The organism is Nocardioides sp. NPDC057772, from assembly GCF_042798075.1.
In the GTDB taxonomy this organism is placed as follows: Bacteria; Actinomycetota; Actinomycetes; order Propionibacteriales; family Nocardioidaceae; genus Nocardioides.
On record NZ_JBHVKN010000031.1, the window covers coordinates 19,789 to 39,291 of the forward strand.

20 protein-coding genes and 1 pseudogene are annotated in these 19,503 nt (G+C 69.4%); 8 read left to right on the forward strand and 13 right to left on the reverse strand.

Annotated elements, in window-relative coordinates; all coding sequences use genetic code 11:
• Nucleotides 1-12: 12 nt before the first annotated feature.
• Nucleotides 13-1,212, forward strand: a complete 1,200-nt coding sequence (locus ACFVJS_RS08235; protein WP_378878405.1) for a M20 family metallopeptidase — start codon at nt 13-15, stop codon at nt 1,210-1,212.
• A 183-nt stretch (nt 1,213-1,395) separates the two neighbouring features.
• Nucleotides 1,396-1,899, forward strand: a complete 504-nt coding sequence (locus tag ACFVJS_RS08240) for a hypothetical protein (protein WP_378878406.1) — start codon at nt 1,396-1,398, stop codon at nt 1,897-1,899.
• A 62-nt stretch (nt 1,900-1,961) separates the two neighbouring features.
• Here the strand turns inward: ACFVJS_RS08240 and ACFVJS_RS08245 are convergent, their stop codons facing one another.
• The 10 genes from ACFVJS_RS08245 to ACFVJS_RS08290 form a co-directional block, all read right to left on the reverse strand.
• Nucleotides 1,962-2,474, reverse strand: coding sequence for a hypothetical protein (locus tag ACFVJS_RS08245; protein ID WP_378878407.1), 513 nt, complete (start codon nt 2,472-2,474; stop codon nt 1,962-1,964).
• Between the two features lie 45 nt (nt 2,475-2,519).
• A complete protein-coding gene (locus ACFVJS_RS08250; RefSeq protein ID WP_378878408.1) occupies nt 2,520-3,134 on the reverse strand; it encodes a TetR/AcrR family transcriptional regulator in 615 nt (204 codons plus the stop codon).
• Nucleotides 3,131-3,895, reverse strand: coding sequence for a tyrosine-protein phosphatase (locus ACFVJS_RS08255; RefSeq protein WP_378878409.1), 765 nt, complete (start codon nt 3,893-3,895; stop codon nt 3,131-3,133). Before ACFVJS_RS08255 ends, ACFVJS_RS08250 begins: the two co-directional genes overlap by 4 nt.
• Entirely contained in the window at nt 3,892-4,728 is an 837-nt protein-coding gene (phnE, locus tag ACFVJS_RS08260; RefSeq protein ID WP_378878410.1) for a phosphonate ABC transporter, permease protein PhnE, read from the reverse strand. The genes ACFVJS_RS08255 and phnE overlap by 4 nt, the downstream gene beginning before the upstream one ends.
• The gene (phnC, locus tag ACFVJS_RS08265; RefSeq protein WP_378878411.1) at nt 4,728-5,507 is read right to left on the reverse strand and encodes a phosphonate ABC transporter ATP-binding protein; all 780 of its coding nucleotides are present in this window, start codon (nt 5,505-5,507) and stop codon (nt 4,728-4,730) included. The genes phnE and phnC overlap by 1 nt, the downstream gene beginning before the upstream one ends.
• Entirely contained in the window at nt 5,504-6,415 is a 912-nt protein-coding gene (gene phnD, locus ACFVJS_RS08270; protein ID WP_378878412.1) for a phosphate/phosphite/phosphonate ABC transporter substrate-binding protein, read from the reverse strand. The genes phnC and phnD overlap by 4 nt, the downstream gene beginning before the upstream one ends.
• Nucleotides 6,416-6,573: 158 nt before the next feature.
• Entirely contained in the window at nt 6,574-6,831 is a 258-nt protein-coding gene (locus ACFVJS_RS08275) for a DUF202 domain-containing protein (protein ID WP_378878413.1), read from the reverse strand.
• Nucleotides 6,828-7,196: a YidH family protein gene (locus ACFVJS_RS08280; RefSeq protein WP_378878414.1), complete on the reverse strand. Its 369-nt coding sequence runs from the start codon at nt 7,194-7,196 to the stop codon at nt 6,828-6,830. Before ACFVJS_RS08280 ends, ACFVJS_RS08275 begins: the two co-directional genes overlap by 4 nt.
• Nucleotides 7,193-8,512: an MFS transporter gene (locus tag ACFVJS_RS08285; RefSeq protein WP_378878415.1), complete on the reverse strand. Its 1,320-nt coding sequence runs from the start codon at nt 8,510-8,512 to the stop codon at nt 7,193-7,195. The genes ACFVJS_RS08280 and ACFVJS_RS08285 overlap by 4 nt, the downstream gene beginning before the upstream one ends.
• A gap of 101 nt (nt 8,513-8,613) precedes the next feature.
• Nucleotides 8,614-9,219, reverse strand: a complete 606-nt coding sequence (locus tag ACFVJS_RS08290; RefSeq protein ID WP_378878416.1) for a TetR/AcrR family transcriptional regulator — start codon at nt 9,217-9,219, stop codon at nt 8,614-8,616.
• 110 nt (nt 9,220-9,329) lie between these two features.
• Here ACFVJS_RS08290 and ACFVJS_RS08295 point away from each other — a divergent pair, with 110 nt between their 5' ends.
• The 5 genes from ACFVJS_RS08295 to ACFVJS_RS08315 are packed head-to-tail and all read left to right on the forward strand — an operon-like array spanning nt 9,330 to nt 15,882.
• Nucleotides 9,330-10,886 carry a class I adenylate-forming enzyme family protein gene (locus ACFVJS_RS08295; RefSeq protein ID WP_378878417.1) on the forward strand — a complete coding sequence of 519 codons (1,557 nt, stop codon included), beginning with the start codon at nt 9,330-9,332 and terminating at the stop codon, nt 10,884-10,886.
• Between the two features lies 1 nt (nt 10,887).
• The gene (locus tag ACFVJS_RS08300) at nt 10,888-12,072 is read left to right on the forward strand and encodes an acyl-CoA dehydrogenase family protein (RefSeq protein ID WP_378878418.1); all 1,185 of its coding nucleotides are present in this window, start codon (nt 10,888-10,890) and stop codon (nt 12,070-12,072) included.
• Nucleotides 12,072-13,898: an alkyl/aryl-sulfatase gene (locus ACFVJS_RS08305; protein ID WP_378878419.1), complete on the forward strand. Its 1,827-nt coding sequence runs from the start codon at nt 12,072-12,074 to the stop codon at nt 13,896-13,898. The genes ACFVJS_RS08300 and ACFVJS_RS08305 overlap by 1 nt, the downstream gene beginning before the upstream one ends.
• The gene (locus ACFVJS_RS08310; RefSeq protein ID WP_378878420.1) at nt 13,895-15,394 is read left to right on the forward strand and encodes an acyl-CoA carboxylase subunit beta; all 1,500 of its coding nucleotides are present in this window, start codon (nt 13,895-13,897) and stop codon (nt 15,392-15,394) included. Before ACFVJS_RS08305 ends, ACFVJS_RS08310 begins: the two co-directional genes overlap by 4 nt.
• Nucleotides 15,395-15,441: 47 nt before the next feature.
• Nucleotides 15,442-15,882, forward strand: coding sequence for a DUF3592 domain-containing protein (locus ACFVJS_RS08315; RefSeq protein ID WP_378878421.1), 441 nt, complete (start codon nt 15,442-15,444; stop codon nt 15,880-15,882).
• Between the two features lie 49 nt (nt 15,883-15,931).
• On the opposite strand, the gene ACFVJS_RS08320 is transcribed toward ACFVJS_RS08315, so the two are convergent.
• From ACFVJS_RS08320 to ACFVJS_RS08330, 3 genes are all read right to left on the reverse strand, one after another.
• Nucleotides 15,932-16,810: an LLM class F420-dependent oxidoreductase gene (locus tag ACFVJS_RS08320; RefSeq protein ID WP_378878422.1), complete on the reverse strand. Its 879-nt coding sequence runs from the start codon at nt 16,808-16,810 to the stop codon at nt 15,932-15,934.
• Nucleotides 16,811-16,875: 65 nt separating this feature from the next.
• Nucleotides 16,876-18,297: an aminopeptidase gene (locus ACFVJS_RS08325; RefSeq protein WP_378878423.1), complete on the reverse strand. Its 1,422-nt coding sequence runs from the start codon at nt 18,295-18,297 to the stop codon at nt 16,876-16,878.
• Between the two features lie 302 nt (nt 18,298-18,599).
• Nucleotides 18,600-19,094 (reverse strand): SPW repeat protein, encoded by a 495-nt coding sequence (locus ACFVJS_RS08330; protein WP_378878424.1) that lies wholly within the window; start codon nt 19,092-19,094, stop codon nt 18,600-18,602.
• A 126-nt stretch (nt 19,095-19,220) separates the two neighbouring features.
• Here ACFVJS_RS08330 and ACFVJS_RS08335 point away from each other — a divergent pair.
• Nucleotides 19,221-19,503: pseudogene (locus ACFVJS_RS08335) on the forward strand (hypothetical protein); the annotation flags it as partial.

Genomic DNA, 19,503 nt, shown 5'->3' on the forward strand with positions numbered 1-19,503 from the left:
TAGTTTCTGGACATGGTGTCCAGCAATGCTGATTTCGGAGCACGAATCGTCGCCTCGGCCGAAGCGCTTGTGCCCGACCTGGTCGAGCTCCGGCGGAGCATCCACGCCGAGCTCGGGCTTCACCTGCCGGCGACGCAGCGCAGGGTGATCGAGGCCCTGTCCGGCCTGGACCTGGAGATCACCGAGGGCCGGTCACTGTCATCGGTGACAGCGGTTCTGCGCGGCGGGCGGCCCGGACCGACGGTGCTGCTCCGTGCCGACATGGACGCGTTGCCGATCACCGAGGCGACCGACGTCCCCTACCGCTCCGAGAACGGCGCGATGCATGCCTGCGGTCATGACCTGCACGTTGCCGGTCTGGTCGGCGCTGCCCGGCTCCTCTCCATGCACCGCTCGGATCTGACCGGCACCGTGATCCTGATGTTCCAGCCAGGCGAGGAGGGCCATGGCGGGGCCAGGCTGATGATCGACGAGGGCGTCCTCGACGCCGCGGGGAGCAGGCCGGTGGCGGCGTACGCGATCCATGTCGGCAACGCGCCCCGAGGGATCTTCCTGACCCGGCCGGGCGCGGTGACCGCGAGCTCGACGCATCTCACCATCGCTCTCCTCGGCCGCGGCGGGCACGGATCGCGCCCCCACGAGACCCTCGACCCGGTCCCGGTGGCCGCCGAGATCGTGCTGGCGCTGCAGACCTACACCGCCCGCCGCTTCGACGCCTTCGACCCGGTCGTCATCTCGGTGACGAACGTGACTGCGGGCACCGGCGTCGACAACGTGATCGCGGAACGGGTCACGATGACCGGCACCGTACGCACGGTCGACCCGAACACGCTGTCCAGGATCGAGCACGAGCTCCCTCGGCTCGTCGAAGGCATCGCGGCCGCGCACGGGCTGAAGTCGACGGTCGCACTCGACACCGGCTACCCCAGCGTCGTCAACGACGACACGGTCACGCGGCGGGCGATGGAGACGCTGCGCGGGACCTTCGGGCCGCGGGTCGTCGAGGTGCCCCGGCCGACGATGGGTGCCGAGGACTTCTCGTTCATCAGCCAGCAGGTCCCGACGACCATGGTCCTGCTGGGAGCCGCGACGAGCGACGACGCCGCCCCCAACCACTCCCCTGACGCCGCCTTCGACGACAGCGTCCTCGGCGACCAGGCGGCGGCGCTCGCACTGTTGGCGATCGACGCCCTGGCCGCCGCCCGTGCCTGACGAGCCTTCCGCGCCTGCTCGGCCTGGGTCGACGGATCCCATTCAGATGCATTTGCCTGCCTTAGGCACCGTTCTGGCCCGAATAACCTGAAAGGACTATGGATGCCTACCGAGTCGGCATGCCAGACTCCACGGCGTCCGGGCAACTGGGCCCAGGACACCTCATCTCGGGAGAACATCAGCATGCGCATCCAGAGCATCCTCATCGCGATCTCGGCCACCGCCTCTGCGACGGTCCTGGCCGCTGCGCCGGCTCTCGCGAGCGGCACCCCGCACTTCGTGAAGCACCTGACCAAGGTCACCGACGCCGATCTCTCCTCGGTCACCGTCACGTTCAAGGAGGCTGGCCTCGAGAACGGTGCGGTCGAGACGATCACTGTGACCGCTCACCTCAACGCGACCTACCAGTGCGTCAACCGCGGTGGTCACAACCCGGACGACCCCAAGAAGACCGTGATCAGTGGTGACTATTCGAAGTCCGGCGAGTTCAGGGCCGCAAGGAACGGCAACGTGACCGGCTCCTTGACGGTGGCCGCACCCGCCCCGAGCACCGTCCTCGACTGCCCGAGGGGACAGACGGCGAAGCACACGGTGTCGACCTGGTCGAACATCTCCGTCACCGATGAGGACACCCTGGCGGCGATCGCTCTCCAGGGCACCTACTCCTTCGGTGAGCCCGTCGACTGAAGGCTCGTGAGCCAGGACGTGGAAGACCCTCCGAACGGCTCACCGCGGTGACGTAGAACGCCTCAGCCCTTGTCGGGGCCGTTCGCGCGCACCCGCTCGACGTTGACCAGCGACTCCTGGAGCTCGTCGAGCCACTCGCTCGAGTGCTGCTGGACGAGCTTGACGCACCAGCCGAGCGCGTCGCTGCGGCTGCGGGCGACGCCGCCTGAGACCAGCAGGTCGAGGACCTTTCGCTCGGGCTGACGCAGTCGGGTCATCACGGGGGCGGAGACGGTGGTGAACATGTGCCGCTCACCTCCGACCTCCACGCCCCAGGAGACCTTGCGGTCGAACCGTCGCTCCGCCTGCCGCGCGACGGACATCCGGTCCTCCCGCGTGCGCTCGCGAAACTCGCTCGCCCTGCCCTCGTTGGCAGCTGCCCGCTCTTCGTCCGAAGCACCCTCGGCGGTCTTCGGCTCCTTGATCCGCCCGACGACGGTGATCTCCTCGCGGTCGACCACCACATCGACGATCTCGTCGTACACCCCATCGGGCAACCGTCCGCTGAACCACCCGCGCAACTCGTTTGTAAGCATGTAATCATGCTTACGTCGAAGGCGCGGCGAATTCAAGGGGCGGCCTCAGGACGCCGTCATCCCCCGCCACACCGTCTCGAACGCCTCCCGGCAGCGGGCCATCGCCTCCGGGTCGTCGAACGCACAGCCGCGAACCACGATCTGGTAGTAGAACACCCCGTTGATCAGGTCGATCGAGGCCTCGATGTCGGTGTCCGGGCGCAGCACCCCGCGCTCGATGCCCGCGCGTAGGACCTCCACCATGGCCGTACGCCGCCGGCCGACGTGCGAACGCCACGACGAGAGCTGCACCTCACGGTCCTGGAGCCCCAGCGCGAGGCGGCGCCGTAGGCGCCGCTCCGGATAGGTCGCCCCACGGGTCTCGGGCTGGCGGGTGAACAGTGTGTCGATGATGTTCTGCTTGATGTCGCCCTCGGTCGGGATCGAGGCGTACGAACGACCGTGATCGAGAGCGGCTGCGATCAGGTCGGTCATGCTCGGCCACCGGCGATAGAGCGCCGCCCGGCTGACCCCGCTCGCGGCGACGACCGCGTTGACGGTGACCGGCCGATCGTTGTCGATCAGGGTCAGCGCGGCCTGCATGATCCGCTCGTCGTGTCCCGACTCCCGGGGGCGTCCGGGGCCGCGGTGGGACCGCTCCTCGTGACCGGTCACGCTCATCCGAGCGCCCGCTCCCGCAACATCGCGACGATCGCGTCGTTCAACCCCGCCCTGCGCAGCGGCTCCAGCGGGTCGCGGTAAGAGGCGCTGAGGTGGTGCAGCAGGCCCTTCATGGGCTCGGGCGAGAACTCCTTGCGCATCGAGGCGCGGGCGGCCTCGTCGAGCTCGATGCCGAGGGCGGCCATCATCGGACCCATCACCGGAGCGAGCCGCGCCATGATCGCCGACGAGTTCGCTCCGGTGCGGGCGTAGTCGTCGACGATCGCGTCGTGCTCCGCTCCGAGCGCAAGCAGGAGCGAGGCTGCCAGCACCCCGGTGCGGTCCTGGCCGGCGGCACAGTGGAACGCGGTCGCGCCCGGAGCGGTGGCGATGACGGCGAGCGAGGTGACGATCCGCGCTGCTGCTGCCTCGTACATCCGGATGTACATCGCCGCGAAGGTGGACTGGTCGAGCAGGTCGGAGCCGGGCACCTGCGCCGAGGAGTCGACCGCGTCCATGAACGGCAGATGGTGGTACGTCACCCGCATCCGCCCCAGGGGGCCGCGGCCGGTGTTCGCGAACTCACCGGCCGAGCGAAGGTCGATCACGGCCGCCAGACCGCCGTCGACGAGCCTGCTCGCGCTGGCCTCGTCGGCGAGAGCGAGATCGTCGGCGCGGATCACGAGTCCGTCGCGCAGGGTGCCGCCGGCGATCGGGATCCCGCCCATGTCGCGCAGGTTCACGGGAGCGGACAGCTCGAGGCCGTCGTCGGTGAGGGTCATGTGATCTTCCTTCTGATGACAGCGCTGGCCTGGTCGATCACCGTGACGAGCACGACGATGCAGATGACCATGGCGCTGAGGTGGCCGTAGTCGTACATGTTCATGGCGGTGGTGAGCTCGAGACCGATGCCGCCGGCACCCACCAGGCCGAGGATGGTCGCGCCGCGTACGTTTCCCTCGAACAGGAGCAGCGTGTAGCTGGTCAGCATCGGTGCGGCGCTGGGCAGGATGCCGTACTGGATGATCTGGCGCCGGGAGGCGCCGACGGCTTCCATCGCGGTGATCGGGCCGCGGTCGACCGATTCCATGGCCTCGGCGAAGACCTTGCCGATCGATCCGACCGATCCGACCGTCATCGCGAGGATGCCGGCGAAGGGGCCGAGGCCGACCGCTGAGACGAACATCAGTGCGATCACCAGGTCGGGCAGCGAGCGGATGATGTTCATCCCCCACCGGAATGGGTAGTAGATCCATCTCGGTGCGATGTTGGAGGCGGCGCCGAAGGCGAACAGCAGGGAGAGCACGGCACCCAGGACGGTGCCGACGATCGCCATCTGCAGCGTCTCGACGAGCAGCTCGACGATAGTGCCGAGCTTGTCCCAGGTCGGCGGGAACAGCCGAAGCAGGAAGTCGCCCATGTTCGAGGCGCCCTCGCCGAGCTTGAGGAAGTTGAACTGGGCGCCCATCGAGGACCAGACGAACAGCACTGTGGCGATGGCCAGACCGGCTCCGAAGCGGGCCCGCGGGACGGAGAACGCGCGTTCGAGACGTTGGCGGGAGGCTTCGTCGAGTTGGGGCCGGCCCACTGGCTTCGCGGCAATGAGCTGTGACATCAGGCGTCCTCCTCGTCGCCGTCGACGTCGTAGACCGGCGCCAGCGTCTCGGCGTCCAGCTCGGAGGTCCGGCCGTGCACCACGACCGACCCGTGACGCAGGCCGACGATCCGGTCGGAGTGCGCCAGAGCGAGCGGCAGCACGTGCAGGCTCACCAGGACCGGAATGCCCTCGTCCCTGGCGATGCTCTGCAGCAGACTGAGCACGGTGTGGCTCATCCTGGGGTCGAGAGACGCCACCGGTTCGTCGGCGAGGATGAGCCGCGGGTTCTGCATGAGGGCGCGAGCGATGGCGACCCGTTGCTGCTGGCCACCCGAGAGGGTGCGTGCCGGCTCGTCTGCCTTGTGCGCTATTCCGACCCGATCGAGCAGCTCCAGCGCACGCCGGCGGTCGGCGCTGGAGAAGGTGCCGAGCACGTTCACCGGGCCGGCGGTGTAGAGAGCCCCGGTCAGCACGTTCGTGAGCACCGAGAGGCGGCCGATCAGGTTGTACTGCTGGAAGACCTGGCCGATCTGTGAGCGCACCTCGCGCAGCTGCCGCGGGCGGAGCCGGGTGAGGTCGTGACCGCCCAACTGGGCCTTGCCCGAGGCGATCGGCGCGAAGCCGGTCAGAGCCTTCATCAGCGTCGACTTGCCGGAGCCGGAGGCACCGAGCAGCGCCACGGTCTCCCCGTCGTACAGGTCGAGATCGACGCCGTCGAGGACGTACGGCTCCTCCGCCGCGTAGCGGACCCGCAGGTCGCGTACCTGGACGCGGCGGGTGTCGATCAGCGTGCTCATTCGAGCTCCGAGATGTCGACGTCGGCGATCTTGGCGATGTCGACGAACGGCTGGAACTCGTCCTCGCGGGGCTCGATGATCGGCTCGACGCCCGACGGGATGCCCTCGGCGTACACGCCGAGCTTGTCGGCGTTCTCGGTCGCGAAGACCTGCGGGATCGCGTCGAGCAGGGCCGCGCGCTTCTCCTCGCTCATGTCCTTGCTGCCGAGGACGGTGATGGAGATGGGCATCGAGATGCTCTCGCCGATCGAGCGCGTCTCGCCCTTCTCGAACGGGAACAACGGGTCGCCCTGGCCAGCCATGGACGGGAAGATGGTGGAGGTGCAGGCGACGTCGGCCTGACCGTTCTTCAGGGCGATGAAGCTGCGGTCGTGGCCACCGGACATCAGCTTATTGTAGTCCTTGTCGGCCTCCAGCCCCGCCTCGTGGAGCATGTGGGTGGGCATGAAGTAGCCCGAGGAGGACGCGGGGTCGGCGAAGGCGATGACCGTGTCGGCGTCGATGTCGCTCAGCGACTTCAGCGGCGAGTCGTCGAGCACGAGGCAGGTGGAGACCGGCTCGTCCTCACCGGGCCAGGCGACCAGCGAGTCGACCTCGCCGGTGCTGACCGCGAGCGCCGACGGGAAGCCGCTCATGATGCCGATGTCCTGGTGGCCGTTGCGGATGGCCTCGATGACGGCCGAGTAGCTGGGTACGTCGGTGACCTCGACCTTCTTGCCGGTCTCCGCCTCGAGCAGGTCGGTGACGGCGGCGACAGGGGTGGTCGCCTTGGGGTCATCGCCCAGCGGCAGGGTGGCGAAGCGGATGACGTCGTCGCCGGCCGAGGCGGAGGACTCGCTGCCGGCCGAGCAGCCGCTGAGCACGAGGGCGGCTCCGGCGGCGAGGGCGACGGGGACGTGCAGACGCATGGGGATGTTTCCTTTCGGGGGTGGTGTGTCCCCATTCCATGCGTCCCAGATGTCCGGGAATTACGAGACCGACGTTCCGTGAATGGTCGCTTCGGTGAATGCCGCGTTACGGGACCAACGGTCCCGTAACGCGCGGCGAACCGAAGCCGTCGGCCGACTCATCGAAGGATCCCGATCGTCTCCATCACGGCGAGCGCGCCCGCGGTCGCCGCCGTGACTCCCACCCGCCGGCGCCCGACAAGCAGGATCGCGGCCAGCATGGCAACCAGCACAGCCGTACCGATCCGCAGGCCCAGGTGATCGCCGGCCAGCGGGTGGCGTGCCACGACGAGGGCCGCGACCACGAGCGACAGGTGCGTACGCCGCCAGGCGAGCTCGGTCCGCTCGGGCTGCAGACCCGGGTCTCCCCCGCTCACACCAGCAGAGCCATCGAGACGAGCGCGACGGAGCCGAGCACGCCGAACACCAGGGGAAGCGGTGCTCGACGGGTCGGGAGGGCGTCGCGTCGGCGGATCGCCCGCTCGCTGCGGACCCAGCTCCACCAGGACCAGGCGGCGCAGCCGGCGGCGAGGAGCGCCAGACTGAGCGGTGCGAGCACCGCCAGCGCCGTGCCGCCGCCGACCTCCAGGGTGTCGACGGCGACCGCGACGGCGAGGAACGCCAGCGAGGTGCGGATCCAGGCGAGGAACGTACGCTCGTTGGCCAGCGTGAACCGGACGTCGGGTTCCTCGGTCCCGCTGTAGAGCCAGCTGTCCAGCCGGCCGCGCCCGGCGCGGCTCACGAGGCAGGCTGCGTGACGGCCTCGGCGCCCGCGTCGAGCCGGGGGCGGCGACCGGTCACGCCGGGGACGAGAGCCGCAATGACGGCGAACAGGACCGTGCCCACCCAGGCGACCGTCATCCAGAGCTCCCAGCCGCCGGTCGCCTCGACCACGCGCGGCGCGAAGAGCACGGTCGCCAGGATGAACGTGCGGTTGAGCAGGTGGTTGAGGCCGAAGGCGCGGCCCTGGATGTCGGGGTGGACCTCCTCGACGTGCTCGGAGAAGCTCGCCATCCACGGCCCGAAGGTCGCCGCGAGTGCCACGCCGATGCCGACGAAGAGAACGATCACCACGGTCGAGGACGCCTCGCTCCCCCTGCCCATGAGTGCCAGGAAGGCGCCGAGGAAGACGGCCGCAGCGACACCACCGCCCACCATGAACGCCTTGCGGCGCTGCGTACGGTCGGAGAGACGGGCGAAGACCAGGCTCATCGCGAGGTTGCTCAGCCAGAAGACCATCGTCATCGCCGAGGCAGCCCGGACCGAGACGCCGAACTGCTGCACGAGCATTGTCTGGGCGTAGGCGTTCATCGTGGCCAGCAGGACGTAGAGCAACGACATCGCGAGCACGTGCGTCCAGAATGCGCGGCGAGCGACGAGGAGGCTCAGCCCCTTGTGGCCCTGCGGCACCTCGACGGTGTGGGCCTCGTGTTCGGTGAGGCGTACGGCACGACGGACCTCGGGGGCGAGATCGCGCAGGGTCAGGGCGATCACGACGGCGCCCACCAGGGCGGCGCCGGCCATGATGAACAGCTGCGAGCGCCACTGGTTGCCGAAGACGCCCAGGGTCGCCGAGGCGACGGCGGCGGCGAAGAAGTTGGCGCCGACCGTACCCCAGCTCCAGAACGCGAACGCCTGGGCGCGGCCTATCCGCGGGGTGAAGTCGCGGATCAGCGGCTGGGTGCCGGCGACGGCCACGCCCTCGACGAAGGCGAGCACGATCCGAGCGGTCGCGAAGTGGCCCACCGAGTCCGCCGTCGCCATGAACAGGCAGGCGGCGGCGGAGAGGAACATGAACGGGACCAGGATCCTCACCCGGCCGACCCGGTCGGCGAGCTCACCGCCGAGGTAGCCGGCGAAGGCGCCGAAGATCAGTGACGCGGCCGTGATGAGGCCGTAGGTCTTGAGCGACATCCCGAGGTCGTCGAGCAGCAGCGGCAGCACGGGCGCCAGCTGGCCCTCGAACGCCGAGATGAACAGGGCGAGCACGACAACGGCGAGGAGCACGCGGCGGCGCGCCCCGACAGGGTACTCGGTGAGCAGGGTGCGGTAGGACAACGAGATCCGCCCTTCAGATTGCTAGACAGTCCGTCTATTAACGGTCATCGCGTCTGACTGTAGGTCGAGTGACCCGCACCACACAAGACACTCTGTCCAAATCAGCGGTTGTCCGGATCGAATCCGGTCGCCCACAAGCGCCCTCGACGCGAGAGCTCGACGAGCGTCTCGACCACCTGGTCGGTGGCCGGCCGCGGCTCCGGGGCGTCCAGCCACCACAGCAGCACTGCTATCTGCTCGCCGACCCAGGCGCGGGCCAGCACCTGAAGGTCCACGCGCGGGCGCACACCGTTGGCCTTCGCGCGCGCCGAGAACGTCTCGTGGGCAGTGGTGCTCCAGGCGTCCTCGAACGCCCGCAGGCCGCGGCCGTCCCCTTCGCCGCGGAGGATCATCCGGTACGTGTCGGGCCGCTCGCTCGCATGCCGGAAGACCTCGGCCACCGGCTGCCCGGTGAACCCGGCGTCATTCGGTCCCAAGACGTCGGCGAGTCGCTCCTTGAGCTCCTGGAGCGCCGAGGAGACCACATGGTCGTAGAGCGCCTCCTTGTCCTTGAAGTGCGTGTAGAACGTCGCCCTGCCGACGTCTGCGGCGGCGACGATGTCCTCCACCGTCACCGCTGCGTAGCCACGCTCGAGCACCAGGGAGACGAGCGCGTCACGGAGCGCTCCTCGCGTTCGCCGGCTGCGCCGGTCCTCAACCACCGTCATGGGCACTGTTCTAGCACTGCGCCGGACAGCTGGACTGTTTCTGGACACTCTGTCTATGATCTCGGGTGACCGCGCTCACAGCAGCGACCCCGACCACCAGGAGGGCACCCGTGAATCTCGGTAGCTATCTCACCCGCACCGCGACCTTCACCCCCGACGCCACCGCCCTGGTCTCCGGCACCGACCGATGGACCTACCGCCAGCTCGAGGACGACACCAACCGGCTCGCCGCTGCCCTGATCGCCCGAGGCTGCACGCCGGGCACTCCCGTCGCCACCCTGGCCACCAACCGTGGTGAGCTGGTCGTGGCGGAGATGGCGATCTGCAAGGCGGGCGCGCTCCGGGTCCCGATCAGCGCGCGGCTCGCTGCTGCGGAGGTGGAGCACGTCCTCCTCGACGCGGAGGTGAGGGTCGTCTTCACCGGTGGCGCCCACCGCGAGCTGGTCCGCAAGATCGTCGACGCCCACGGCCTCGACTGCCTGGTCGTCGACCTCGACAACGGGGACACCAAAGCGACGGCGTACGACGCCCTGCTCGCGGAGGGCTCGACCGACCCGGTCGCCGTCGACGTCGACGAGGACGACCCGGCCGTCCTCAACTTCACCTCCGGCTCGACCGGCACGCTGAAGGCGGCGGTCCAGACCGTCGGCAACCGGCTGGCCAACATGCGCAAGCTCGCGATGAACCCCTACGGCTCGCTCTCCGCCCAGGCCGTCTACCTCGCCCCGGGCCCGATCACCCACGCCAGCGGCATGGTGATCCTCGGCTGCTTCTTCCGTGGCGCGGCCGTGGTCGTGCTGCCGGCCTTCGAGGTCGAGGCCTACCTCGACACGCTCGAGCGCGAGCGGGTGACCCACACCTTCGTCGTGCCGGTCATGCTCAACTTGGTGCTCGCCTCCCCCACGCTGCGCGATCGCGACCTCTCCGCGCTGCAGAGCGTCACCGTCGGTGGTGCCCCGGTCAGCCCGGCGCGGCTGCGCGAGGCCGTCGAGGCGTTCGGCCCGGTGGTCAACCAGGGCTATGGGCAGGGTGAGACGACGAGCGCGATCACCTTCCTCAGCTCCGAGGACGTCGTGCGCGGCATCGAGTCGGACCCGGAGCTGCTGCTCTCCTGCGGCCGTCCGATCTACGACACCGAGGTGATCGTCGTCGACGAGGACCACAACCCGCTGCCGGCCGGCGAGATCGGCGAGATCGTGGCGCGCGGCCCGGACTGCGTACGCGAGTACTTCCACGCGCCCGAGGCCACCGCCGAGACCTTCCGCGACGGCTGGGTGCACACCGGCGACCTGGGCCGGATCCGCGAGGACGGGTTCGTCTTCATCGTGGACCGGAAGAAGGACATGATCATCTCGGGCGGCTACAACGTCTACTGCTCCGAGGTCGAGGCCGCGCTCTACGAGCACCCGGCGGTCAGCGAGGCCTGCGTCGTCGGCGTGCCCAGCGAGAAGTGGGGCGAGACGGTCAAGGCGTACGTCTGTCTCGTCGCCGGCACCACCGCGACCGAGGAGGAGCTGCGCGACTTCTGCCGCACCCGGCTCTCCGGCGTGAAGGTGCCCCGGATCATCGAGTTCGCCGACGCGCTCCCACTCAATCGCAACGGCAAGGTCGACCGGCGGGCGCTGCGTGAACGCGACTGGGCCGGCATCGAGCGGAAGGTCGGCTGAGATGACCTTCTCCCTCACGCCGTCCTACCCCGACAACCCACGTCTGGACGAGCTGGTCACCCGGCTGCGCGACTACCTCGACGGTGAGCTCGCCGACTACGAGCGCGGCCTCGGTCTCGGTCCGGAGACGCCGCTGGACCGCTCGATGCTGGAGCCGGTGTGGCAGCGCAGCCGCGAGCTCGGCTTCTACGGCATCCATCTGCCCACCTCGCTCGGCGGGCAGGGCCTCAGCTTCACCGAGCTGGCCGCGCTCAAGGAGGAGATCGGCGCCTCCGGACGTCAGCTCGCCACCAGCGTGCTCGGCGACATGGGCGGACCGCTGCGCGTCGGAGCGATCTTCGAACACGCGACCGAGCACCAGATCGAGAAGTACCTGATGCCAGTCGTCCGCGGCGAGCGCGCCTGCTGCTTCTCGATGACCGAGGACGACGCCGGTTCCGACGTCCGCCGGATGCGGACCACCGCCACGCCGACCCCGGGCGGCTTCCTCATCAGCGGCCACAAGGTCTTCAGCACCGGCGGCACCTTCGCCGACTTTGCGATCCTGGTGGCCCGGATGGCCGGTGCGGAGGAGTCGTACGCGGCCTTCTTCGTCGACCTGGACTCCCCCGGCTGCCAGGTGCTGCCCGGTGACCTGCCGCTGTCGGGGCAGAACATCGAGAGCGATGTCGTGCTCGAGGACTGCTTCGTGCCGCAGGAGAACCTGCTCGGCGAGATCGGCGAAGGCCTGCGGATAGCACTCGGCCGGGTCACCGCCAACCGGCTGCTGCACTGCCCGACCGCGCTCGGCGCGGCCCGGCGAGCACTCGCGCTGGCGCTCGACTTCGCCGCGCACCGCACCGTGTTCGACGGGCTCCTCCTGGAGAAGCAGGCGATCCAGCACCGGCTGGCCGACATGGCCACCGACTACTACGCCGCCCGGTCGATGACCTACGACGCGCTGGCTGACCTGGACGCCGGCAGGCGCCCGCGGATCGAGTCGTTCATGTGCAAGCTGTTCGTGGCCGAGCGATCCTTCGAGATCGCCGACGCGGCACTGCAGCTGCACGGCAAGGCCGGGATGGTCCGGGGCGCGGAGATCGAGGTGATCTGGCGGCGGCTGCGGATGTTCCGGGTGCTGACCGGTTCCTCGGAGATCCAGCGCAACGGCGTGATCCGCGATCTCGTGAAGTCGTTGGGGGCATGATGACCGACTTCGCTCAGGAGAAGGCCGACGCGCAGCGCGGGTTCATCGCTGCTCTGAAGCCTGCGGTCGTGACCAAGGCCGACGGAACCGTCGCCTTCGACGCGGACGCAGACGCCTTCCTCGACTCCCCCGCGCCGGAGACCGCACACGCCGGGCTGTGGCAGCACAGCCGGCTCACCTCGCTGCAGGGCCTGTTCGAGGTCACCGACGGCATCTACCAGGTCCGCGGCCTCGACCTCGCCAACCTCACCATCGTCGAGGGCGAGCGGGGGATCATCGTCATCGACACCCTCACCACGGCCGAGACCGCGGCGGCAGCACTCGGTCTCTACCGCGAGCACCGTGGCGTCCGGCCCGTCACCGGAGTGGTGCTGACCCATCCCCACGCCGATCACTTCGGCGGGATCGCCGCCGTGCTCGCGGCAGGCGAAGACGACGTAGACGTCCCCGTGCTGGCGCCTGAGGGGTTCCTGGAGCACGCGGTCTCGGAGAACGTGTATGTCGGTCCCGCGATGAACCGGCGCTCGACCTTCATGTACGGCAGCATGCTGCCCGTCGCGCCGGACGGACACCTCGGCTGTGGCCTCGGTCCGCGGCTGGCGTCGGGCACCATCGGGCTGGCCGAGCCGACCGACTCGATCACCCGGACCGGGGAGACGCGGGTGATCGACGGTGTCGAGATGGAGTTCCAGCTCACGCCGGGCAGCGAGGCACCGGCAGAGATGAACATCTACCTTCCGGGCAACAGGGCGCTGCTCCTGGCCGAGAACGCCGTCCATTCCCTGCACAACATCATCACCCTGCGCGGCGCCGAGGTGCGCGACGCCCGGCTGTGGGCGCGCTACCTCACCGAGGCGATCGACCTGTACGCCGCGCGCTCCGACGTCGCGTTCGCGACCCATCACTGGCCGACCTGGGGTGCGGAGCGGATCGAGGCGTTCCTCGCCGGCCAGCGCGACGTCTACGCCTACCTGCACGACCAGACCGTACGTCTCATCAACCGTGGCCTCACCCCGAAGGAGATCGCCGAGGAGCTCGTCCTGCCACCGGCGCTCGACGCCCAGCCGTCGACGCGCGGCTACTACGGCTCGCTCAGCCACAACGTGAAGGGGATCTACCAGCGTTACCTGGGCTGGTACGACGCCAACCCGGCCCACCTGTGGGAGCTGCCCCCGGCCGAGGAGGGCGAGCACTGGGTCCGGCTCCTCGGTGGCGCGGACGCCGCCATGGAGCGGGCAGCGGCGCTCGTCGCGAGCGGGGAGACCGACGATCTGCGGTTCGCGGCGACGCTGCTCAACCACGTGGTCTTCGCAGACCCCTCGGAGCGCGCGGCACGGGAGCTGCTTGCCCGGGTCTACACCCGGCTGGGGCACGGCGCGGAGAACGCCACCTGGCGCAACGTCTACCTCACCGGCGCCCGCGAGCTCCTCGAGGGACCGAAGGTGCCGCCGCGAGGAGGCGGTCGGGGGCTGCTCGCCGCGCTCTCGGTCCCGCAGCTGCTCGACTCGCTCGCCATCCGGGTCGACGGCCCTCGCGCCTGGGACCTCGATCTGCGCATCGACTGGCACCTGCTCGATCACGACGAGTCTCCGGAGGGCGGCTGGTGGCATGCCCGGCTGCGCAACGGAGTGCTCGTGCACCGGCGCGACAGCGTCCCGGACCCGGCCGCGAGCCTCACCCTGACGCTCACTCGTCCCCAGCTCGCCGGTCTGCTGGGCGCCCGGCGGCTCGACGGGATCGAGCACGCGGGTGACCTCGGCGTGCTCCAGCGGCTGCTGGGGGTGCTCGAGACGCCGGACCCGGCGTTCCCTATCGTGTCCGCGTGACCGACGACACACCTGTGACCGGGCTGACCGAGCTGCACGCGCGCCGTTTCCTGACCACAGACGCGGCGCGCGCCGACAAGGTCGCCCGCTGGCACGGGAAGGGGCGGCGTACGGCTCGGGAGAACATCGCCGACCTGGTCGACCCGGGCTCGTTCGTCGAGTACGGGAGGTTCATCACCGCCGCCCAGGAGCAGCGTCGCGACCTGGCCGAGCTGGTCGTGGAGGCGCCCGCTGACGGGATCATCGGCGGGACGGCGACCGTGGCCGGAAAGCCGTGCGCAGTGCTCTCCTACGACTACCTGGTGATGGCCGGCACCCAAGGCATGCGGGGGCACCGCAAGTCGGACCGGCTCATCGAGATCATCGGGCGGATGCGGCTGCCGACCGTCTTCTTCACCGAGGGCGGCGGCGGTCGCCCGGGCGACACGGACATCCCGCTGGTCTCCGCGCTCGATGTCGGGTCGTTCGCGCTGTGGGGCGAGCTCGAGGGCGTCGTGCCCCGGATCGCCGTCGTCTCCGGGCGCTGCTTCGCGGGCAACGCGGTCCTCGCCGGCTGCGCCGACCTCCGCATCGCCACGCCCGACGCCAACCTCGGCATGGCCGGCCCGGCGATGATCGCCGGCGGCGGGCTCGGCACCTGCGCCCCCGAGGAGATCGGGCCGGTCGAGGACCAGGCCGCCAACGGCGTCATCGACCTGGTCGTCGAGGACGAGGCCGCAGCCGTCGAGGCCGTACGCAGGATCCTCGCCAGCCTCGGGCCGAACGCCGACTGCGGCGAGGCCGTCGACCAGACCGACCTGCGCACGATCCTCCCCCACAACGACCGGGAGGCCTTCGACGTACGCCCCGTCGTCGACTCCCTCGCCGACGTCGACACGGTCATCTGGCTCCGCGAGGCGTTCGCTCCCGAGCTGGTCACCGCGCTGGCGCGGATCGACGGGATCGCGGTCGGCGTGGTCGCGAACCAGTCGACGCACCTGGCCGGGGCGCTGACCAGCGACGCCTCGGTCAAGGCCGCCGACTTCCTCGCGCTGTGCGAGCGCTGGGGCCTCCCGGTGGTCTCGCTCGTCGACACCCCGGGATTCATGGTCGGGCCCGAGGCGGAGCGCGGCGGCCTGGTGCGGCACGCCTCCCGGATGGTCGTCGCCGGCGCCCAGCTGTCCACCCCGCTGGTCGGGGTGATCCTGCGCCGCGGCTACGGACTCGGCGCGCAGGCGATGCTCGGCGGCAGCACCCACCGTCCGCTGCTCACCGTCGCCTGGCCCGACGCCCACCTCGGCCCGATGGGTCTGGAGGGCGCCGTACGCCTCTCCATGGCCGCCGAGCTCGCCGCGATGCCCGAGGCCGAGCGCGAGGAGCGGGTGGCAGCGCTGACCGAGGAGTACCGCAAGCAGGCCAGCGCCCTCAACGCCGCACGCGTGTTCGAGATCGACGACGTGATCGACCCCGCCGAGACCCGCACCGTCATCGCCGCGACACTTCGCCGCGCGCGGTAGGCGCGTTCGTCGCGGCGATCACCGACCCTCGTGGTTCGATGTCGCCCATGTGGATCGGATGGTTCTTCGCCCTCGGCGGGCTGGCCTTCGTCGGCTTCGGCATCGCAATGGTCGTGACGACCGTCGTCCAGCGCCAGCGCCTCCGGAGCTGGACCCCGACGACCGCCACCGTCCGCGAGTTCGAGACCCGCACGCGGAGCAGCTCCAACGGCGGATCCCGAACCTATCTGGTCGCCCACTATGAGTATCGGGGACCCAACGGCGAGGAGTACGCCGACGAAGGCACGGTCTCCAACAAGCGGTTCGCTGTCGACGGCTCGCCCGTCACCCTGCCGATCGTCGTCGACCCGCTCGATCCGAGTCGCTCGATGGTGGCCGGAGAGCGCACCCCGATCGGCTGCGTGATCCCGTTCGCGATCGCGTTCGCGGCGTTCGGTTCGCTGTTCGCGGTGATCGGGCTCGGGCTGACCCAGGCCAGTGTCCGATGACTCAGCGGCGACCCGCTTCCCGGTCAGGTCGTCGCGGTCCGGTCGTCGCTCAGATCTCCTTGAGCCGCGGCACCAGGTCGACGGCGGCGGTGGCCCACGGAACCGGGTCGACGTACGGCGTCGGCATCAGCCCGACGAGGGTGATGCCGAGGGCGGCGTACTCCTCCATCGACTTCAGGAACGCGTCCGGGTCCTCGACCGCGGGACCCTGGAAGAGCATGGTCTTCTCGATCGCGTCGTAGTCGGTGCCGAGGTCGTCGCAGTGGCCGCGCAGCACGTCGAGCTTGTGCTTGACCGTCGCGACCGCCTCGGGGCTGGGACCGCCGAAGAGGTTGGTGCCCTGGCCGTACTTGGCGACCAGGCGGAGCGTCTTCTTCTCTCCGCCCCCACCGATCAGAACCGGCACCGTGCCGTTGACGGGCTGCGGCAGTGAGATCGTCTCGGCGAGCCGGTAGTGCTTGCCTTCGTAGGCGCCGTCGTTGTCCGACCACATCTGGCGGCAGATCTCGAGGGTCTCCTCCAGGCGCTCGAACCGCTCGGCGGTCGGCGGGTAGGGCACGCCGAGACCCTGGTGCTCACGCTCGTACCATGCCGCACCGATCCCCAGCAGCGCACGGCCGCCCGAGAGCCGGTCGAGAGTGGTCACCGTCTTGGCGAGCAACCCAGGGTGGCGGTAGGTCACCCCGGTGACGAGCAGGCTGAGGCGTACGTTCTCGGTGATCCCGGCCAGGTAGCCCAGTGTGGTGTAGCCCTCGAGCATCGGCTCGAAGGGGCCGCCGGCCTGCTCCATCTGGAACCAGTGGTCCATGACGGTGAGCAGGTCGACGCCACCCTCGTCAGCGATCCGGGCCGTCTCGGTCAGCTTGTCGGCGAGCGTCGTCTCCCACTCGGGGTGGGTGAAGGTGAAGTAGTGGAGTCCAAGATCCATACCTCAGACGCTAGGGCTTCGAGTGCGCTCGAAGACAAGGCCCTTTTCTTCAGTTCAGCGTCGGTTCACGGACGCATCCGCCGCTCCGCGCGCAGGTCGTGCTTGTCGAGCTTCGCGTCGTAGGCAGCCAGCGGCTTCGCCTTCGCCGCGTCGGCCTCGACTGCGGCGCTGGCAACTCCGGCCCACTCCAGGATCCGGGCGGTGGCGAGCTCGCGCTCGTCAGCGACCAGACCGGCCACGTTGGCACCGTGGTTCATGCCCGGGGCGGTGAAGACGTAGGAGTCCTCGGCGAAGAATCCCGGGCGGAAGCGCTCGGCGCCCCACGGGTCGGCCTCACCGTAGACGAACAGCATCTGGTGAGCGTGCTTGCGCACCCAGGAGTCCACGTCGCGCATGGCGGAGGGGTCGAACCGCATGTCGATGTCGCGCGGAACGAAGCTGCGCGGCGGCGCGTAGCCGTAGCGGATCAGCTCGTCCTCGATGTGCGGGAAGCCGATCGTCGGCGCCCCCAGCTCCGTGCCGGCCTGGTAGTAGTAGGGCGTGTAGGGGCTCAGGCCCTGGTCGGTGTAGAAGCCGAAGCCGGAGTAGTAGTCGATCGAGTCCCAGATCGCCTGGTCGGTCGCCTTCGCCGCGTCGGCGGGGATGTTCGCGCACTGCGCGGTGCCGGCGTACTGCCAGAAGGCCCACACGTAGTCGAGCACCACCATCTCGTACGCCGCGTCCAGGCTGCCCACGGTGTCGAAGGTGTAACCCTCGGCAGCCGCCAGCTCAGCATACTTCGCCTTCAGCGGCTCGCGGCGGACGAGCGCCTCGCGCTGGACGCCGTTGAGCCGGTCGCGGCAGTCCTCGGTGCCGACGGTCGCGAAGAAGTCGTCGTAGGCGGAATCCTCGCGGTTGACCACGTCGTTGGGCGCGACATAGGCGACGACACCGTCCATGTCGTCGGGGTAGAAGCGCTCGAAGTAGGTCGCGGTCATGCCGCCCTTCGAACCGCCGGTGGCGAGCCAGTTGGCGGAGTAGATCGGCTCGAGAGCCTCGAAGATGCGGTGCTGGTCGCTGGCCGCCTGCCAGATGTCGAGGTCGTCCCAGTCGGCCGGGTCAGGGCGCGACGGGGTGAAGAACCGGTATTCCATCGAGACCTGGTTGCCGTCCACGATCCGGGTCGGCTCGCTGCGGCCAGGGTTGGTCGAGACGTTGTAGCCGCTGGTGTGGAACACGGTCGGGCGGGCGGTGTCCTTGTGGAGCACGGTGAAGCGCTGCTGGAAGGTCTCGCCGTCGGGCTGCCGGTGGTCGACCGGCTGGGTGAAGCTCAGGACGAAGTAGCGGTAGCCGGCGACGGGTTTCTCCTGGATCAGGCTGACGCCGTCGATGGCGAGGAGGCGGTCGAGGATGTCGTCCTCAGCCGCCGAGGCGGGGTTGGCGGGTGCGGCGACGAGCAGGGACATCAGCCCCATCGCCACCAGGATCCGGCCGAGCAGTGCACGCATGTGGGGTCTCCTTCGGTGCGGGTTCTCGGCAACCTAGCCCACCTGCACCGGGCGCACCTCCGAATTAGGAGTCCGGGAAGCAAGCGGCGTCCGGATGCCTTCTAGAAGGCAACGACCAGATGGGCAACCCCGACTGGGACGAGTACCGCGAGGTGATGGTCAACGACCGCCGCGTGCTCATCACCATCGCCGTCTCGAAGGTGTACGGCGCGGACATCGGCTGACCGCCGTCGCCCGAAGCCACCTGAGGCCGGCCGAGCGCTCCTCGCTCGGCCGGTCGATTCGGGACGATTCCGTGGACGCTACCTCCGCGGATTGAAGAACGTGCCGAACCCGGACGAGCCGAGTCCGCACACCATGATGACGGCTCCAACGATCACGTTGGAGGCGATCATCCCTCCGGTCGTGTCGACGCCGTTCATGAGCCACGGCGAGACGATCGCCCATGCACCCATGAGCGGAACGGTCCAGGCCAGACCGTGTGTGCGGCCGAATGCCGACGCGAACCCGAGCGCCAGCAGAGCGACCGTCAGACCGATGATCAGATTGCTCATCATCAGCGGTGATGCCGTGGTGTTGAAGCCCACGATCCACGGCGAGACGGCCAGATAGAGGCCGGCCAACATCGTGACACCGTCGACCACCTGAGCGGTGGTGGAGGAGCCGGTCAGATCGAACCGGTCCCGAAGTGCGGCGATGTCGGGGTGTTCCTGAATGGACAGGTTTTCAGACGACATTTTTGAATTCACCTCCTCAGCCCAAATGCCAAAGGAAGAACGACTGTCCTCGGCCAACATTGTAGGCCCGCCACGGTGCAATCGACCCCACCGAAATCGCTACACTCGACGGGCGGGCTTGAATGCGGCCGGTCGGTGAGGAATGGTGGAGCGGGTACTCCGAACCCAACCATGGAAGATCTCGACATGCTTCAGCTGACCGAGAACGCCACCACCATCGTCCGCTCGATCTCCGAGCAGTCCCAGGGCGCCGGCCTCCGCCTCGCCTCCAACGCAGAACCCGACGGTGCGTTGAGCGCCGCGCTGGTCCCCGAGGCCGAGGCCCAGGACCAGGTCATCGAGCAGGAGGGTGCGCGGATCATGCCCATGAGGGAGGGCCAGAACAGCGCCCAGAAGTCCGCGCCCCAGCCGAGCTTCGACGGCTGGTCGAAGAGCGGGCCGAAGCCGCCCGCCTTGTCGGTCATCCACC

Bases quoted from the DNA above. Each gene is read 5' to 3' on its own strand.
- ACFVJS_RS08250 (WP_378878408.1), bottom strand. From the start codon at position 3,134: ATGAGCGTGACCGGTCACGAGGAGCGGTCCCACCGCGGCCCCGGACGC.
- ACFVJS_RS08325 (WP_378878423.1), bottom strand. From the start codon at position 18,297: ATGCGTGCACTGCTCGGCCGGATCCTGGTGGCGATGGGGCTGATGTCC.
- ACFVJS_RS08300 (WP_378878418.1), top strand. From the start codon at position 10,888: ATGACCTTCTCCCTCACGCCGTCCTACCCCGACAACCCACGTCTGGAC.
- ACFVJS_RS08240 (WP_378878406.1), top strand. From the start codon at position 1,396: ATGCGCATCCAGAGCATCCTCATCGCGATCTCGGCCACCGCCTCTGCG.
- ACFVJS_RS08255 (WP_378878409.1), bottom strand. From the start codon at position 3,895: ATGACCCTCACCGACGACGGCCTCGAGCTGTCCGCTCCCGTGAACCTG.
- ACFVJS_RS08245 (WP_378878407.1), bottom strand. From the start codon at position 2,474: ATGCTTACAAACGAGTTGCGCGGGTGGTTCAGCGGACGGTTGCCCGAT.
- ACFVJS_RS08235 (WP_378878405.1), top strand. From the start codon at position 13: ATGGTGTCCAGCAATGCTGATTTCGGAGCACGAATCGTCGCCTCGGCC.
- phnD (WP_378878412.1), bottom strand. From the start codon at position 6,415: ATGCGTCTGCACGTCCCCGTCGCCCTCGCCGCCGGAGCCGCCCTCGTG.
- ACFVJS_RS08305 (WP_378878419.1), top strand. From the start codon at position 12,072: ATGACCGACTTCGCTCAGGAGAAGGCCGACGCGCAGCGCGGGTTCATC.
- phnC (WP_378878411.1), bottom strand. From the start codon at position 5,507: ATGAGCACGCTGATCGACACCCGCCGCGTCCAGGTACGCGACCTGCGG.
- phnE (WP_378878410.1), bottom strand. From the start codon at position 4,728: ATGTCACAGCTCATTGCCGCGAAGCCAGTGGGCCGGCCCCAACTCGAC.
- ACFVJS_RS08320 (WP_378878422.1), bottom strand. From the start codon at position 16,810: ATGGATCTTGGACTCCACTACTTCACCTTCACCCACCCCGAGTGGGAG.
- ACFVJS_RS08315 (WP_378878421.1), top strand. From the start codon at position 15,442: ATGTGGATCGGATGGTTCTTCGCCCTCGGCGGGCTGGCCTTCGTCGGC.
- ACFVJS_RS08290 (WP_378878416.1), bottom strand. From the start codon at position 9,219: ATGACGGTGGTTGAGGACCGGCGCAGCCGGCGAACGCGAGGAGCGCTC.
- ACFVJS_RS08330 (WP_378878424.1), bottom strand. From the start codon at position 19,094: ATGTTGGCCGAGGACAGTCGTTCTTCCTTTGGCATTTGGGCTGAGGAG.